The organism is Streptomyces sp. NBC_00154 (assembly GCF_026342835.1).
Taxonomy (GTDB): Bacteria; Actinomycetota; Actinomycetes; order Streptomycetales; family Streptomycetaceae; genus Streptomyces.
This window is the reverse complement of the sequence record NZ_JAPEMI010000001.1, coordinates 138757-155850: the sequence shown is the minus strand read 5'-3', so window position 1 is coordinate 155850 and position 17094 is coordinate 138757. Positions and strand designations below refer to the sequence as shown.

The 17094-nt window shown below is 70.6% G+C and carries 12 protein-coding genes and 2 pseudogenes; 11 read left to right on the top strand and 3 right to left on the bottom strand.

The genetic code is table 11. From position 1 onward, the window contains the following. The first annotated feature begins 9 nt into the window (after window positions 1-9). The 4 genes from OHA03_RS00715 to thrS all read left to right on the top strand — a co-directional run bounded on the left by OHA03_RS00715 (window position 10) and on the right by thrS (window position 6120). Window positions 10-1152 (top strand): acyl-CoA dehydrogenase family protein, encoded by a 1143-nt coding sequence (locus OHA03_RS00715; RefSeq protein ID WP_266999681.1) that lies wholly within the window; start codon window positions 10-12, stop codon window positions 1150-1152. A gap of 35 nt (window positions 1153-1187) precedes the next feature. Beyond that, window positions 1188-2402 (top strand): acetyl-CoA C-acetyltransferase, encoded by a 1215-nt coding sequence (locus OHA03_RS00710; RefSeq protein ID WP_266999679.1) that lies wholly within the window; start codon window positions 1188-1190, stop codon window positions 2400-2402. Window positions 2403-2440: 38 nt separating this feature from the next. Beyond that, window positions 2441-4612, top strand: coding sequence for a 3-hydroxyacyl-CoA dehydrogenase NAD-binding domain-containing protein (locus OHA03_RS00705; RefSeq protein ID WP_266999677.1), 2172 nt, complete (start codon window positions 2441-2443; stop codon window positions 4610-4612). A 152-nt stretch (window positions 4613-4764) separates the two neighbouring features. Then, window positions 4765-6120, top strand: a complete 1356-nt coding sequence (gene thrS, locus OHA03_RS00700) for a threonine--tRNA ligase (RefSeq protein ID WP_323181318.1) — start codon at window positions 4765-4767, stop codon at window positions 6118-6120. A gap of 45 nt (window positions 6121-6165) precedes the next feature. Here thrS and OHA03_RS00695 read toward each other — a convergent pair whose 3' ends face one another. After that, complete coding sequence (locus OHA03_RS00695) at window positions 6166-6897, bottom strand: MerR family transcriptional regulator (protein WP_266999673.1); 732 nt, start codon at window positions 6895-6897, stop codon at window positions 6166-6168. Between the two features lie 202 nt (window positions 6898-7099). On the opposite strand from OHA03_RS00695, the gene OHA03_RS00690 reads away from it, so the two are divergent. The 4 genes and pseudogenes from OHA03_RS00690 (at window position 7100) to OHA03_RS00675 (ending at window position 10738) form a co-directional block, all read left to right on the top strand. Then, the gene (locus tag OHA03_RS00690) at window positions 7100-8926 is read left to right on the top strand and encodes a long-chain fatty acid--CoA ligase (protein WP_266999671.1); all 1827 of its coding nucleotides are present in this window, start codon (window positions 7100-7102) and stop codon (window positions 8924-8926) included. A gap of 39 nt (window positions 8927-8965) precedes the next feature. Beyond that, a pseudogene (locus tag OHA03_RS47750) lies at window positions 8966-9040 on the top strand (Appr-1-p processing protein); the annotation flags it as partial. 113 nt (window positions 9041-9153) lie between these two features. After that, window positions 9154-9693, top strand: a complete 540-nt coding sequence (locus OHA03_RS00680; protein WP_266999667.1) for a hypothetical protein — start codon at window positions 9154-9156, stop codon at window positions 9691-9693. A gap of 160 nt (window positions 9694-9853) precedes the next feature. Continuing rightward, on the top strand, window positions 9854-10738 hold the full coding sequence (locus tag OHA03_RS00675) for an oxygenase MpaB family protein (protein ID WP_266999665.1): 885 nt from the start codon (window positions 9854-9856) through the stop codon (window positions 10736-10738). A 135-nt stretch (window positions 10739-10873) separates the two neighbouring features. Here the strand turns inward: OHA03_RS00675 and OHA03_RS00670 are convergent, their stop codons facing one another. Continuing rightward, complete coding sequence (locus tag OHA03_RS00670; protein WP_266999663.1) at window positions 10874-11917, bottom strand: LacI family DNA-binding transcriptional regulator; 1044 nt, start codon at window positions 11915-11917, stop codon at window positions 10874-10876. Between the two features lie 313 nt (window positions 11918-12230). Here OHA03_RS00670 and OHA03_RS00665 point away from each other — a divergent pair, with 313 nt between their 5' ends. The 3 genes and pseudogenes from OHA03_RS00665 to OHA03_RS00655 all read left to right on the top strand — a co-directional run. Continuing rightward, entirely contained in the window at window positions 12231-14210 is a 1980-nt protein-coding gene (locus OHA03_RS00665; RefSeq protein WP_266999661.1) for a Xaa-Pro dipeptidyl-peptidase, read from the top strand. Continuing rightward, a complete protein-coding gene (locus OHA03_RS00660) occupies window positions 14207-15556 on the top strand; it encodes a M14 family metallocarboxypeptidase (protein ID WP_266999659.1) in 1350 nt (449 codons plus the stop codon). Before OHA03_RS00665 ends, OHA03_RS00660 begins: the two co-directional genes overlap by 4 nt. Before the next feature lie 161 nt (window positions 15557-15717). After that, window positions 15718-16047: pseudogene (locus OHA03_RS00655) on the top strand (BCCT family transporter); the annotation flags it as partial. A 35-nt stretch (window positions 16048-16082) separates the two neighbouring features. On the opposite strand, the gene OHA03_RS00650 reads toward OHA03_RS00655, so the two are convergent. Then, window positions 16083-17045: an FAD-dependent oxidoreductase gene (locus tag OHA03_RS00650; RefSeq protein WP_266999657.1), complete on the bottom strand. Its 963-nt coding sequence runs from the start codon at window positions 17043-17045 to the stop codon at window positions 16083-16085. Window positions 17046-17094 lie beyond the last annotated feature (49 nt).

Genomic DNA, 17094 nt, shown 5'->3' with positions numbered 1-17094 from the left:
GGGCCCGCAGTGCAGCGGCAGATCTTCACCGAGGAGCACGACGCGTTCCGTGAGACCGTCCGGACCTTCCTGACCAAGGAAGTCCTCCCGCACTACGAGCAGTGGGAGAAGGACGGCATCGTCTCGCGCGAGGCCTGGCTCGCGGCCGGCCGGCAAGGGCTGCTCGGCTTCGCCGTACCCGAGGAGTACGGGGGCGGCGGCACCACCGACTTCCGGTACAGCGCCGTCCTCGCGGAGGAGTTCACCCGGGCCGGCGCCCCCGGACTCGCGCTCGGCCTGCACAACGACATCATCGGCCCCTATCTCACCGGGCTCGCCACCGAGGAACAGAAGCGGCGCTGGCTGCCGGGCTTCTGCAGCGGCGAGATCATCACCGCCATCGCGATGACCGAACCCGGCGCGGGCTCCGACCTCCAGGGCATCCGCACCACCGCCGAGGACAGGGGCGACCACTGGCTGCTCAACGGCTCCAAGACGTTCATCTCCAACGGCATCCTCGCCGACCTGGTGGTCGTCGTGGCGAAGACCACCCCGGAGGGCGGCGCGAAGGGACTCTCGCTGATCGTCGTCGAACGCGGCACGGAGGGCTTCGAGCGGGGCCGCAACCTCGACAAGATCGGCCAGAAGTCCCAGGACACGGCCGAGCTGTTCTTCAACGACGTCCGCGTCCCCAAGGAGAACCTGCTCGGTGAGCGCGACGGCGCGTTCATCCACCTGATGACCAACCTGGCACAGGAGCGGATGGGCATAGCGGTCGCCGGTATCGCCGCCGCCGAGTACCTCCTGGAGATCACCACCCAGTACGTCAAGGAGCGCGAAGCCTTCGGGCGGCCGCTCTCCAAGCTCCAGCACATCCGGTTCGAGATCGCCGAGATGGCCACCGAGTGCGCCGTCACCCGGACCTTCATCGACCGGTGCATCGTCGACCACTCGAACGGCGAACTCGACGCCGTACACGCCTCGATGGCCAAGTGGTGGGCCACCGAACTGCAGAAGCGCGTCGCCGACCGCTGCCTCCAGCTCCACGGCGGCTACGGCTACATGACGGAATACCGGGTCGCCAAGGCGTTCACCGACGGCCGCATCCAGACCATCTACGGCGGAACGACCGAGATCATGAAGGAGATCATCGGCCGCTCGCTGCTCGCCTGACCCCGACGATCGACCACCCCCGAAAGGCTGCTGTCTTGAGTACCGAAGCATTTGTCTACGACGCGATCCGCACCCCGCGCGGCCGCGGCAAGGCCAATGGCGCCCTGCACGGCACCAAGCCGATCGACCTCGTCGTCGGCCTCATCCACGAAATCCGCAACCGCTTCCCCGGCCTCGACCCGGCCGCCATCGACGACATCGTCCTCGGCGTGGTCAGCCCGCTCGGCGACCAGGGCTCCGACATCGCCCGGATCGCCGCCATCGCCGCCGGACTCCCGGACTCGGTGGCCGGCGTCCAGGAGAACCGGTTCTGTGCCTCCGGCCTGGAAGCCGTCAACCTGGCCGCAGCGAAGGTCCGTTCGGGCTGGGAGGACCTGATCCTCGCAGGCGGTGTCGAGTCGATGTCCCGGGTGCCGATGGGCTCCGACGGCGGCGCCTGGGCGATGGACCCGATGACCAACTACGAGACCGGCTTCGCCCCGCAGGGCGTCGGCGCCGACCTCATCGCCACCATCGAGGGCTTCTCGCGCCGCGACGTCGACGAGTTCGCCGCGCTCTCCCAGGAGCGGGCCGCCGAGGCGTGGAAGGACGGCCGCTTCGCGCGCTCCGTCGTCCCGGTCAAGGACCGCAACGGCCTCGTCGTCCTGGACCACGACGAGCACATGCGCCCCGGCACCACCGCCGACTCGCTGGCCGCCCTCAAGCCCTCGTTCGCCACCATCGGCGAGCTGGGCGGCTTCGACGCCGTGGCACTGCAGAAGTACCACTGGGTCGAGAAGATCGACCACGTCCACCACGCGGGCAACTCCTCCGGCATCGTGGACGGCGCCGCACTCGTCGCCATCGGCAACAAGGAGACCGGCGAGCGGTACGGCCTCACGCCGCGCGCGCGGATCGTCTCCGCCGCGGTCTCCGGCTCCGAGCCGACCATCATGCTGACCGGCCCCGCCCCCGCCACCCGCAAGGCCCTCGCCAAGGCCGGACTCACCATCGACGACATCGACCTTGTCGAGATCAACGAGGCGTTCGCCGGTGTCGTCCTCCGCTTCGCCCGGGACATGGGGCTCTCCCTCGACAAGATCAACGTCAACGGCGGCGCCATCGCGCTCGGACACCCGCTCGGCGCCACCGGCGCGATGATCCTCGGCACGCTCATCGACGAACTGGAGCGCCAGGACAAGCGGTACGGCCTCGCCACCCTCTGCGTGGGCGGCGGCATGGGCATCGCCACCGTCATCGAGCGTCTCTGACCGTCCCCGGCCAACCCTTGCCTACGGAGAACACAGCAATGACCGAAAGCACGACCATCCGCTGGGAACAGGACGAGACCGGCGTCGTCACCCTCGTACTCGACGACCCCAACCAGTCCGCCAACACGATGAACCAGGCCTTCAAGGACTCCATCGCGGCCATCGCCGACCGCGCGGAAGCCGAGAAGGACGCCATCCGCGGCATCATCTTCACCTCCGCCAAGAAGACCTTCTTCGCGGGCGGTGACCTCAAGGACATGATCAAGGTCGGTCCGGAGAACGCCCAGGACGCCTTCGACGTCGGCACCGCCATCAAGCACTCGCTGCGCCGCATCGAGACCCTCGGCATCCCCGTCGTCGCCGCCATCAACGGAGCGGCCCTCGGCGGCGGTTACGAGATCGCCCTCGCCTCCCACCACCGCATCGCGCTCGACACACCCGGCTCCCGCATCGGCCTGCCCGAGGTCACCCTCGGCCTGCTGCCCGCAGGCGGCGGTGTCACCCGCACCGTGCGCCTCATGGGCGTCGCCGACGCGCTGCTGAAGGTCCTCCTCCAGGGCACCCAGTACACCCCGAAGCGCGCCCTGGAGAACGGCCTCGTCCACGAGGTCGCGGCCACGCCCGAAGAGATGCTCGACAAGGCCCGCGCCTTCATCGACGCCCACCCCGAGTCCCAGCAGCCCTGGGACGTCAAGGGTTACAAGATCCCCGGCGGCACCCCGTCCCACCCGAAGTTCGCCGCCAACCTGCCCGCCTTCCCGGCCAACCTGAAGAAGCAGCTCGCGGGTGCCCCCATGCCTGCGCCGCGCAACATTCTGGCCGCCGCCGTCGAAGGGTCCCAGGTCGACTTCGAGACCGCGCTGACCATCGAGGCCCGGTACTTCACCGAGCTCGTCACCGGCCAGATCTCGAAGAACATGATCCAGGCGTTCTTCTTCGACCTCCAGGCCGTCAACTCCGGCGCCAACCGCCCCAAGGGCATCGAGGAGCGCCAGGTCAGGAAGGTCGCCGTCCTCGGCGCCGGGATGATGGGCGCCGGCATCGCGTACTCCTGCGCCCGCGCCGGCATCGAGGTCGTCCTCAAGGACGTCTCGACCGAGGCGGCCGCCAAGGGCAAGGCATACAGCGAGAGGCTGCTCGACAAGGCGCTCTCCCGGGGCCGTACGACCGAGGCGAAGCGCGACGAGCTGCTGGCCCTCATCACCCCGACCGGCGACCCGGCCGATCTGGCGGGCTGCGACGCCGTCATCGAGGCGGTCTTCGAGGACACCGCGCTCAAGCACAAGGTGTTCCAGGAGATCCAGGACATCATCGAGCCCGACGCACTGCTCTGCTCCAACACCTCGACCCTGCCGATCACGGTCCTCGCCAAGGGGGTCACGCGCCCCGCCGACTTCATCGGCCTGCACTTCTTCTCGCCCGTCGACAAGATGCCGCTGGTGGAGATCATCAAGGGCGAGCAGACCGGTGACGAGGCCCTGGCGCGCGCCTTCGACCTGGTCCGCCGCATCCAGAAGACGCCGATCGTCGTCAACGACTCGCGCGGCTTCTTCACCTCGCGTGTCATCGGCCAGTTCATCAACGAGGGCGTCGCCATGGTGGGCGAGGGCGTCGAGCCCGCGTCGGTCGAGCAGGCCGCGGCACAGTCCGGCTACCCGGCCAAGGTCCTCTCGCTGATGGACGAGCTGACGCTGACCCTGCCGCGCAAGATCCGCAACGAGACCAAGCGCGCGGTCGAGGAGGCGGGCGGCACCTGGGCCGGGCACCCTGCGGACGCGGTCATCGACCGGATGGTCGACGAGTTCGGACGTACCGGACGCAGCGGCGGCGCGGGCTTCTACGAGTACGGCGAGGACGGGAAGCGGGCCGGGCTGTGGCCGGGGCTGCGCGAGCACTTCGCCAAGCCGGACGCCGACGTCCCGTTCGAGGACATGAAGGAGCGGATGCTCTTCTCCGAGGCACTGGACAGCGTGCGCTGCCTGGAGGAGAACGTCCTCATCTCGGTCGCCGACGCCAACATCGGATCCATCATGGGCATCGGCTTCCCGCCGTGGACCGGAGGCGTGCTCCAGTACATCAACGGGTACGAGGGCGGCCTGCCCGGCTTCGTGGCACGCGCCCGGGAACTCGCCGAGAAGTACGGTGACCGGTTCCTGCCGCCCGCGCTGCTGGTGGAGAAGGCCGAGAAGGGCGAGACCTTCCACGACTGACCGGCGGCCCCGGCAGGCCACGTACCGGCCGGAGGCTGCGGTATCCGCACCCTCCGGCCGGAAAATACCGGGTGGACAGCGGGGCACCCTGCTAGCGTCAGCGCCATGAAGCGCGCTGCCATGACGACGACGCCGGAGAGTGTCCCGGCGCGCTGACAGATGTCTCAGTCCGAAGCCCCGGGGCGAGTGCCCCGGGGCTTCGGCACGGGGATTCCTCACTGCTCGAGCGAAGCCGAGAGCCTGAGGGAGGTCACTCGCCCGATGACCGCGAGGAGACCGCCATGCACGACCACCGCAAGCTCGGCCGCGAACTGGCCTTGTTCGACACCGACCCGCTGATCGGCGCGGGACTTCCGTACTGGCTGCCCGACGGCGCGACCGTGCGGCACACCCTGGAGGAGTACATCCGCACCGCCGAGCGGCGGGCCGGCTACCGGCACGTGTACTCGCCGGTGCTGGGCAAGCGGGAGCTGTACGAGATCTCCGGGCACTGGTCGCACTACAGCGACGACATGTTCCCGCCGATGGAGCTGGGATCGGAGCAGGTCGTCCTGCGGCCGAGTCTCTGCCCCCACCACGCGGTGATCTACCGCTCCCGCTCCCACAGCTACCGCGAGCTGCCGCTGCGCATGGCCGAACTGGGCGGCATGTACCGCTCCGAACTCTCCGGCGTGCTCGGCGGACTGACCCGCGTCCGGGCCATCCAGCTGAACGACGCGCACATCTTCTGCACCCTGGACCAGGTCGCCGACGAGGCGCGGGCCGCCCTGGAGATGATCCGCAGCGCGTACGAGGCACTGGGCATCCGCCCGGCCCGATACCGGCTCTCCCTCCCCGGACCCGGCGGCAAGTACGTGGCCGCGCCCGAGAAGTGGCAGCGGTCCACCGCCCTGCTCACCGAGGTACTCGACCGCTCCGGCCTGCCCTACGACTCGGCGGAGGGCGAGGCCGCGTTCTACGGCCCGAAGATCGACGTCCAGGTCACCGACGGTGCGGGCAGGGAGTCCACCCTGTCCACCGTCCAGGTCGACTTCCACCAGCCCGAGCAGTTCGACCTGCACTACATCGGCGCGGACGGCGCGAAGCACCGGCCGGTCATGGTCCACCGCAGCATCATCGGCAGCGTGGAGCGGGCCGTCGCCCATCTCATCGAACAGCACGGCGGCGCCTTCCCCGCCTGGCTCGCCCCGACCCAGCTGGCGATCCTTCCGATCTCCGAGGCGGAACTGCCCAACGCCGTGGCGCTGGCCGAGCGCTGCACCGACCGCGGGCTGCGGGCCGAGGTCGCCGGGCCGGAACGCGGCACCCTGGGCGCCCGCATCCGGGAGGACCGCCTGGTGCCCTACCAAGTCGTGATCGGAGCGAGGGAAGCCGCCGACGACCACGTCGCCGTACGGCTGCGCGACGGACGCCGCCTCGACCCGCAGCCCGCCGACGCCTTCCTCGACCGGATCGGCGCACTCATCGACGCCCACACCACCCAGCTGTGGGACGGCGCCGTCCGATAACGGACCACACGCCGGGAAGGTGCTGCGGCCGCCCGCGGCGGGGACTCACTCCGCCGTGAACGCGGCCCGCAGCTCTTCCTTGAGCGACCGCTGGAACGCAGTCACCAGCGCCTGCAGCACCATCGGCTGCATATGGGCCGACAGCGACTTCATCGCCGCCACATGCTCCGGGTCCGACTCCCGCTCCCGGTACGGGTTCCACACCTCGTCCCGGAACAGCCGCGTCAGCTCGTGCGCGGCGGAACGGGTGTGCTCCAGCAGCACCGTGCGTGCCGCGAGGATCGTCTCATTGGCGATCGGTACGTCGAGCAGCTCGACCCCCAGCCGCAGCATCCCCGGATCGACCCGGAAGCTGCCGTCCGCCGCCTCCGCGCGCTCCAGCACACCCATCGCGGCCAGCCGGTCCACGTCGTCCTCGGTCAGCGCCCGCCCCGCGCGCCGCTCCAGCTCCGCCCGGGTCGCCTCCTCCGCCGAGTCCGGTGCCCAGGAGGCCACCAGCGCCCGGTGGATCGCCAGATCGTGGGCGCTCAGATCGGGTGGCAGCTGCTCCAGATAGCGTTCGATCGCGGCGAGCGTCATGCCCTGGTGCTGCAGCTCCTCGATCAGCGCCAGACGGGACAGGTGGGCGTGCCCGTAGTGCCCGACCCGGCGCGGCCCGATCACCGGGGGCGGCAGCAGTCCCCGCGTGCTGTAGAAACGCACGGTGCGTACGGTCACTCCGGCGCGCGCCGCCAGCTCGTCGACAGTGAGCGTCGGCTCCTCGGTCCCGGTCGCCATGTCTGCTCCTTGCTGCTGACCGCCGGCAGTGCTGTCCCCGGTTACGTCCGTACCGCGGCACTGCCCGCATCCGTGTGCATCAATCCGGTTCAACAGTATTGCTGTCTCACCACTGTTGTGAAAGTCTCCGGCACCATCGAAGCGCAGTCCCAACCGCCGGTACGGACCCGCACGGTCCGGCCGATGGCGCCAGGAGGCGGCCGTGACCACGATCCTGCGACTTCCCGCCGAACCCGGGCAACTCACGCTCCCCGCGCTGCTGCGGCGCAACGCAGAGGATCACGGTGATCTGCCGGCCCTCTCGTGGCGCGCCGACGGGGCGGAGTCCGGATGGACGACCCTCACCTGGCACGAGGTACGGCGCAAGACCGCCGTACTCGCCGCCGGGTACACCGCGCTCGGAGTGGAACGCGGCGAGCAGGTTCTCATGATGATCGGCAACCGGCCCGAACACTGGCTGACCGACCTCGCCCTCACCCACCTGGGAGCCGTCCCCGTCACGGTGTACGGCACCGCGGCCCCCGAACAGATCGCGCACATCGCCCGGCACAGCCGCGCCCGGTTCGCGATCGTCGAGGGGGCGAGGGAACGGGAACGCTGGGAGCCGCTGCTCGCCGACGTCAGCGTACCGCTGGAGAAGCTGGTCGTCGTCGAGGCCGCAGAGGCCGGACCCCACCGTTCGTACGGATCGCTGCACGCCACCGGAGTCCGGCTGTACCGGCCGGACGCCTTCGAGAAGGCCTGGCAGGAGTCGCGGGCCGACGACCCTCTCACGGTCCTCTACACCTCCGGAACCACCGGCGATCCCAAGGCCGTCCCGATCACCCACCGCAGCGTCGTCGTCAACGCGCTCGCCCTGGACCGGGTGGTCGAACTCCCCGACCATGCTGCGCACATCTGCTACCTCCCGTTCGCCCATATCGCCGAGCGGATGCTCGGCATCTACCTGCCGGTCTTCCGCGCCTCGCACGTCCACCTCTGCCCCGACCCGGCGGCGGTCGCGGCTGCGGCGCGGGCTCTGCACCCTGCCCAGTTCTTCGGTGTCCCGCGAGTCTGGGAGAAGCTCGCCGCATCTGTGCGGGCCGCCCTCGCAGCCCTGCCGGAGGAACAGCGCGCGGCGATCGACGCAGCGGCCGGGACGGCCCGTGAGCACGTCGCCCACCGCGAGCGCGGCGGACAGCCGCCGGCCGAGCTGGAAGCCGCCTACCGGCAGGCCAGGACGACGGTGCTGGAACCGCTCCTCGCACAGGCCGGCTTCGACAGACTGGTGTGGGCGGCGAGCGCGTCCGCGCCGATGCCGCTCGACGTGGTCCGCTTCTGGGCCGGCTTCGGCATCGTGATCATGGATGCGTGGGGGCTGACCGAGACGGTCGGCGTCTTCACCTGCAACAGTCCGACCGGCTTCCGGCTCGGCTCGGTGGGCCGGCCGCTGGAGGGCCTGGAACTGAGGACCGCGGACGACGGCGAGATCCTGGTGCGCGGCGAGACGGTCTTCACCGGCTATCTGCGCGCCGACGGCACGGTGGAGCGCGCGCTCGACCCGGACGGCTGGTTCGCGACCGGTGACATCGGCCGGATCGACGAGGACGGCTACCTGTGGCTCACCGATCGCAAGAAGGAAATGATCGTCACCTCGACCGGTAAGAACGTCTCCCCGGCGCTCGTCGAGAACACCCTCAAGGAACACCCGCTGATCGGCCAGGCCCTCGTCCACGGCGACGGCCGCTCCTACCTGGTCGCCCTGCTGGTCCTGGACGCCGAGATGGCCCCGGCCTGGGCGGCGGCCCGGGGCATCGACAGCGGTCCGGCCGCACTGGCCGACCACCTGGCCGTACGGGAGGAGATCGCCCGCGCCGTCGAGGCGGCCAACGCCAGGCTCAACCGGACGGAGCAGATCAAGCGGTACCGGCTGCTGTCGGAGGAATGGGGTCCGGAGACGGGCGAACTGACCCCGTCGCTGAAACTGCGTCGCCGGGTGATCCACGACAGGTACGCAGGGTCCATCGAGGCGCTGTACGGGGAGAGCTGAACCCGGCCGGTTGTCAGTGGTGGTCCGTACGGTGGTGTCATGCCGGAGATCACGTATGTACGGGGGGACGCCACCGCACCACAGGGCAAGGGCGTCGAGCTGATCGCGCATATCGAGCGTCGGCTGCTGAGCCGGGGCATAGCCGTGACGGTGTACGACTACGAGTAGGCCGCCGGGCGCTGAGCCCGCGTCACTGGTGAACCACTGCCCACCGTAGGCTCCCGGTCATGCGAACCGACAGCGCTCCGGAAGCCCGCGCCCTTCTGATCACCGGCACCGTCGGGGCCGGCAAGACGTCGGTGGCCGGGGCCGCAGGAGAGCTGCTCACCGGCGCCGGCATGCCCAACGCCGTCATCGACATGGACTGGCTCTGCCGGACCTGGCCCGCGCCCGCCGACGACCGCTTCAACTTCGCCGTGCTGCTGCGCAATCTCAGGTGCATGGTCGGCAACTACCTCGATGCGGGCGTCACCCGGCTCGTTCTCGCGGGCGTCGTGGAGGACGCGGAGGACCGGAAACAGTGCGAGAAGGCGGTGGGTGTCGGCCTGTCCGTGTGTCGGCTCCGGGTCGAACTGCCGGTGGTCCGGCAGCGGCTGTCCCGGCGCCACGCGGACGAGCCCGACGCGCTGCGGTGGCACCTGGACAGATCGGGGGAGCTGGACGGGATCCTCGACCGGTCCCGGGTGGAGGACTTCACACTCGACGCCACCCACCACCGCGTCGACGAAGCCGCGGCCGCGGTGCTGGAAGCGGCCGGCTGGCGGTGACAGGAGGCACCGTGCCCCTGTGCACACAGTGGCCGCCGGTCGGACCGGCCTCACTGGTCCCGTCGCCCCTGCTGCTCGCCGGCCCGCCCGCGATCGCATACTGGAATACACATCAGCCGGGCACCGGCCCGCACGTCCGTCGACTGCTGGGAGCCCCCGCATGAGCAGCGAAGCACCCCGGGGCAGGGACCGGAAGCGGGAGCCCGAACCGCCGCCGCCCGGCGGAGTGCTCTGGAGCCTTGCCGGAGACGTCCGCGCCCTGCTGATGCTGCCCGCCGCCCTCACGCTCCAGGTCGCCCATCCGGCGGTCGGCGCGGGCGTCGACGATCACTCGGTGTTCCGCACGGACCCGTGGGGCCGCGGCGAGCGGTCCCTGCGCTCGCTCCAACTCTGGGTGTACGGGGGCGAGGAAGCCGCCGAGGAGGGGCGCAGGCTCCGGAAGCTGCACCGCACCATTCAGGGCACCGACACCCGCGGGCGCCGCTACCATGCGCTGTCACCCGCGAACTATGCGTGGGTGCACGCCACGGGCTTTCCCGTCTACCGGCACGGCACGCGGTATCTCGTCCGTCCGCTCACCGAGGCGCAGGAGCGGGCCCTGTACCGGGAATGGCTCCAGGTCGGCCGGATCCTCGGCATCAACGACCGGGACATGCCGCAGTCGATCGAGGAGTTCTGGCCGTACTACCGCAAGGTGCTCGCCGACGAGATAGAGGAGACCGTCGTCGTCGAGGAGCTGGTCGCCACCGACCGGCCGGTACCGCCGCCGGACCGGGGTCCGCTGCCGGTCAGGCTGCTGCTCAAGGCCCTGTGGCCGGTCCTGTTCCCGCCGCTGGCCCGGTTCCGCAGGTTCATCACCATCGGTCTCATGCCGCCGGACGCGCGCGATGCGATCGGTCTGGAATGGACGGACGCGCAGGAGCGGAAGCTCAGGCGGTTCTGCCGTATCGTCCGGGCCGTGGTGCCCGTGCTGCCTGAGCGGCTGCGCTATCTGCCGTACGCGCGCCGAGCCCGAGCCGCCCACCGGATGCGGGGCACCCGCTGAGCTCAGCCGGGCCCACGGTGTTCAGTCGGCCGATGCGCCTTCGGCGACCGCGTGCGTCTGCCGGCCGGTCGCGGCCGCACGGGCTCGCATGCGGGCGGGGGCGCCGGTGCCGATGACGTCCTCCGCCCGGACGGGTCAGGCCGAGGCCCGCCGGACCAGCTCGGTCGGTGTGATCACCGAATCGGGCTGCTCCCCTTCGCCGTTCAGCCGCTGCATCAGCAGTCGCACCATCAACCGTCCCATGCCTTCGACATCCTGACGGACGGTCGTCAAGGGAGGATCGGTCGCTTCGGCGACCTGCTCCATGTCGTCGAAGCCGACCAGCGCCACATCCTCCGGTACCCGGCGGCCGTGCTCGCCCAGCACCCGAAGGGCGCCGGACGCCATCAGGTCGTTGGATGCGAACACGGCGTCGAGGCCGGGGTGGCGCTCCAGCAGCTCGGCCATCGCCCGGGCGCCGCCCTCGACGGTGAAGTCGCCCTCCACGACCAGTGACGGATCGGCGTCGGGCAGCACATCGCGGTAGCCGTCGATCCGGTCGAGCGCCGACGTCTGGTCGCGGGGCCCCGCGATGTGCCCGATCCGCCGCCGGCCGAGGGAGACCAGATGGCGTACGGCCTCGCGGGCGCCGCCGCGGTTGTCGCAGTCGACGTAAGGGACGGCGTGTTCCGATGCGTCCCCCGGTGTTCCGGGGCGGCCGCCGTAGACCGTGGGCACCCGGAACCGGCGGATGACGGCGGGAAGTTCGTCGTCGGTGTGCAGTGAGAACGCCAGCACGCCGTCCACATGGCCACCGGCCAGATAGCGGGTGACCCGGTCGAAGTCCCCGCTGCCCTCCACCAGGAGGAGGACCAGCTGGGCGTCGTGCACGTTCAGTTCACGGCTGATGCCACGGATCTGCCGGGAGAAGAACGGGTCGGAGAAGATCCGGAACTCCGGCTCGTCGATGATCACGGCCACCGCGCCGTTGCGCCGGGTGACCAGGGTCCGTGCGGCATGGTTCGGTATGTACCCGAGCTCCTCGACCGCCTTGCGGACCTGGTCCACCAGCGGCTGCCGAACCCCCGCCCCGCCGTTCACGACCCGGGAGGCCGTAGCCCGCGAGACCCCGGCGCGGGCCGCCACGGCCTCCAGCGTGGGACGGGCATCACGGGAGGAATCGGCGGTCGGACCGGGCAAGGGACGCTCCTCGTACGCGCGGGAACCGGCCGGAATCGGCCGAGGCTGGCGGAACAGCACGAACCCCACCAGCCTAGGGGGTGCTGTCCGCGAGGTCCCGCCCGGCCGGTGCCACCGACCCGAGGTCGCGCGCCGTGCCCCACCGGGGAAGGCGGCGCGCGGACCGGCCCTTCGGGGCAGTCCCGGACGTGTCCATGACCTCTGCTGTCACACGGTCGCCATTCGGCCGTCATGGCACCTCGACTGCTTCCACGTCACGTCGGCGCGGAATCGCCCCCTGTTGCACAGGAGTTGACCGGGGTACCTTCCGCAGATGCCGATACGTGCGCGGGGCACCCGCTTGACGTACAGATCGCTGATGGTGGCGGCCTCGGCCGCCCTGATGACCGCCCTGCTCTCACCGGCAGGCGCGCAGGGCGCGAGCCCGCGGGAGAGCAGACCCGTCTACTCGTACGGGAACGCCGTCCGGGAGTCCGTCTGGGTGGACACCGGACTGGACGGCGACGGAAACGGAAAGAGCGACCGGGTCGCCGTCGACATCGTGCGGCCGCGCGAACCCGCAGCGCAGGGCCGGAAGATACCCGTGATCATGGACGCCAGCCCGTACTACTCCTGCTGCGGGCGCGGCAACGAGAGTCAGCTCAAGACGTACGACAGCCAGGGAAATCCGGTCCAGTTCCCGCTGTACTACGACAACTACTTCGTCCCGCGCGGCTATGCCTTCGTCGCCGTCGATCTGGCCGGCACCAATCGCTCCGACGGATGCGTCGATGTCGGAGGCCGCTCTGACATCCAGTCCGCCAAGGCGGTCATCGACTGGCTGAACGGCCGGGCCCGCGGCTACACCACCCGCACCGGAACCGAACGCACCGGAGCCGGCTGGTCCAACGGCCGCACCGGAATGATCGGCAAGAGTTACGACGGCACCATCGCCAACGGGGTGGCGGCGACCGGAGTCGACGGTCTGCGGACCATCGTTCCGATCGGCTCCATCTCCTCCTGGTACGACTACTACTTCGCGCAGGGCGCCCCCCTCTACGACAGCGGCCCCGATTGGCTCTCCGACTATGTCGAGAGCCCCGAGGCCCGGGCGCGCTGCGCCGCTGTCCAGCAGAGGCTCGTCGACGAGGCGCCCCGCACCGGCGACCGGACGAAGCTCTGGAACGAGCGCGACTACGTGAAGGACGCCCACAAGGTGAAGGCCAGTGTCTTCGCCGTCCACGGGATGCAGGACCTCAACGTCCGCACCAAGCACCTCGGCCAGTGGTGGGACGCCCTCGCCGACCGGGGCGTCGAGCGCAAGATCTGGCTCTCCCAGACCGGGCACGTCGACCCGTTCGACTACCGGCGCGCCGAGTGGGCCGACACCCTGCACCGCTGGTTCGACCACTACCTCCTCGGCTACGACAACGGCATCGACCGCGAACCGATGGCCGACATCGAACGCCACCCCGGCCAGTGGTCCACCGACAAGGTCTGGCCGCCGCGCACCACCGCGGCCACCACCGTGCGCCCCGGCACCGGCACCACGCCCGGTATCGGCACCCTCACCCGCAGGCCCGCCCGCCCCGGCGCCACGGAGACGTTCACCGACGACCCGAAGCAGAGCGAGACGGACTGGGCCGCCGACCTGGAGAGGCCCACGGGCGCCAAGGCCGGGTTTCTCACCGCACCACTCGCCCACGACCTGCGGCTCGCCGGCTCCTCGCAGGTGACCGTCACGGCGACCCCGACGACCGCCACCGCGCATCTCTCCGCGGTCCTCGTCGACGTCGGCCCCGACACCATCCGGGACTACGCCGCGTCCGGCGAAGGCATCACCACCCTCACCGATCGCACCTGCTGGGGCGCGAGCACCGCCGGGGACAGCTCCTGCTTCAAGGCGACCGAGGCCAGGACCACCGCCGTCGACCGGACGGTCTTCAGCCGCGGCTGGGCCGACCTCGGGACATACGCGTCCGCGGGCAAGGGGCGTCCCCTCACCCCGGGCAAGCGCTACACGATCACCGTCGACCTTGCCGCGAGCGACCACGTCGTGCCGGCCGGACACCGCCTCGCCCTGATCGTCGCGGGCACCGACAAGGACCTGATCGACCCACCGGACTCCACCCCCACGCTCACCATCGACCTGGCCCGAACGTCCGCGAAGCTGCCGTTCGTCGGCGGCGGCGCCGCGTTCGTGCGCGCCACCGCGGGCCCCGCGCCCGCGACAGCCACCCCCCGCGTATCCCGTCCCGAGGGCGTGGCACCGCCGCGTCCCGCACACCGCATCCCGGGAGGCAGCCGCTCATGACACCCCGTATCCCGATCGTCCGTCAGTTCCGCGCCCGTCCCCGTCCTCCTCGCCTCGGCATCCGTCGGTCGGTACCCCGGTACCTGTCCCTGACGGCCGCGGCCGCGGTTCTGGCCGTGCCCCTGGTCACGGTGCCGGCCGAGGCCGCGCACACCCCGCCCCGTACCGGCTTCGAGATCAGCAACGGGGCCCACTGGACCGGTCAGCCCGAGGAACAGTCGTTCCTCGCCGCCGTCGACCGGGGCAGCGACCGCGTCTCCATCGACCGGATCGGCACGACGAAACAGGGCCGCCCGCTCCAGCTCGTCCGTATCGGCAACCACCGCCCCACGTCCGACACGATGCTGCTGATCTGCAGCCAGCACGGCAACGAACCGTCCGGCCGCGAGGCCTGTCTGACCACCGTCCGGGATCTCGCGTACGCCAAGGACCCCGCGACCCGCGCCTTCCTCTCCCGGACCGATGTCCTCGTCGTCCCCACCGCGAACCCCGACGGGCGGGCGGCGAACACGCGCGGCAACTCCGACGGTGTCGACATCAACCGCGACCACATCGCCCTGCAGACCGCCGAGGCCCGTGCCATGGCCGCGGTGATCCGTGACCGGAAGCCCGATGTGATCTACGACTTGCACGAGTACGGTGCCACCCCGCCGTACTACGACAAGGACCTGTTCGTCCTCTGGCCCCGCAACCTCAACACCGACGACCGGGTGCACGGCGAATCGCAGACCCTGGCCGAAGAGTATGTCCGGCCCACCGCCAAGGAGGCCGGCTACAGCAGTGGTCTCTACGGCATATGGACCGACCCGGTCACCGGCGACCCGATCAAGCAGACCGCGGGCGACGGACAGGAGCGCATTCTGCGCAACACCGCGGGCATCAAGCATGCGGTGGGCCTGCTCATCGAGTCCCGGGTCGACGCCCTCACCGACGCCGAGAAGGCCGACCCGGCACTCAACAGCCGACGCCGCGTCGATTCGCAGCTGGCCGCACTGGACGGGCTGTTCAGCTTCACCGACGAGCGACGCGGGCGCATCGAGGCCGCCACGGCCGCGTCCCGTACGGCAGGGTTCAAGGACCGCGGTTCCGTCTACCTCGGCGGCGCCGACAACGAGGCGGCCGAGCCCGCCGAGATCCTGCAGGACCCGCCCTGCGGCTACCGGCTGACCGCCGCCCAGCTCGCCGACGTCAAGGACGAACTCGCCCTGCACGGTGTGACGTTCCGGCGCGACGGTGACGGAGCGTACGTACCGCTGCGCCAGTCGGCCCGGAACCTGGTCCCGCTACTCCTGGATGAACGGGCCACATATCACCTCACAAGCGGGCAAGCCGATGCCGCTTGTTGATCCAGTGAACGGCACGATGCGTGTGGGACTGGCTACGGAGAGCGAATTTCAGCTTCCGTGAAAGGTGCCACTCGTGTCGCAGGACGAGCAGGGGACGGGTGGCCGGGGGGATCTACCGGTAACGGCGGATCTGCCCGGCGACCTGACCCAGGACCGGCACGGGCGTCGTCACCGGCGCGGTGGCGGCCGTGATGCTGCTGATCGGCAACGGGAAGGGCGACGCGCTCGCGGGGCTCCAGAACCTGACGATCCTCGTCGCCGCACCGTTCACGCTCGTCATGATCGGCATGTGCGTGGCGCTGATGCGGGACCTGCGCGAGGACCCGATGATCGTGCGCCGTGAGTTCGGAATCGAGGCCGTCGAATCGGCAGTGATCGAGGGCCATGCGAAGTACGCCGGTGACTTCGAGATCCGGATCGGTCCCGGCGGCAGCCGGATCACCACCGAACACCACGACAAGTCCGACCCTTCGAACCCGCCCGGCGATTGAGGACCCCACGGGGCCCGAGCCCCGCACGCGGCGGCTCAGCCCACCAACTGGGCCGCTGTCTCCGCGCAGCCCCAGGCAACCGTCACCCCCGCGCCACCGTGCCCGTAGTTGTGGACCAACCGCCCGCCGCCCGGCAGCGGTTCGGCCTCGATCCGGACACCCGCGTCGCGGGCCGGACGCAGCCCCGCCACGTGCCCGATGATCCGCGCCCGAGCGATCTCCGGCCGGATCCGGGCACACCGGGCCACGATCTCCCCGGCCGTACCGGGATCGGGCACCGTGCTCCAGTTGTCCACCTCGGCCGTGCCGCCGAGGATCAGCCGCCCGGGCTGCGGGAAGTAGTACGTGGTCGCCTCCGACGCCGGGTCCGCCTCGGTGAACCACTCCTCGATCCCCGGGTTCTCCACCAGTACCAATTGGCCGCGCACCGGTCGCACCCCGGCATCCGGGACCAGTTCCCGGGCCCCGAGCCCGGTGCAGTCGACCACCGTCGTGGCCTCCGCCGCCGCTTCGTCGAACGCGGTGACCGCGCGCTGCTCGACCGCAACCCCTGCCGCCGCGAGCCGCCGCTCCAACCAGCACAGGTACACCGGCATGTCGATCAGCGGCAGCCGGGCCCGCAGCCCGTCCGCCACCTCCACCAGGTCCTTCAACTGCCCCGCCCACGGCCCGAGCCCGGCGAGCCGCTCACCCCGGTGCAGGCCGGTGACCAGCCGTACACCGGTCTCCTCCGAGCGCCCGGCCAGCTCCTCGTACCTCCGCAGCGACGTCAGTGACCAGTCACCGACCAGCTCCGCCGGCTCGATCCGGTACGGCCACCACAAGGCGCCCGCCACGGCCGATGCCGTTGCCATCGCCGGCTCCCGGGACCAGACCCGCACCCGATGACCGCGCTCGACCAGCACCAGCGCCGTGGTCAGTCCGCTGACCCCGCCACCCACCACGATCACGTCCGACACTTCTGCCCCGCCCGTCCCGTCGGCCCATGCGCTGTTCATGGGCGGACGCTAACGGAATGCCCGATGCCGTGCTCACAACGGGTCCGAG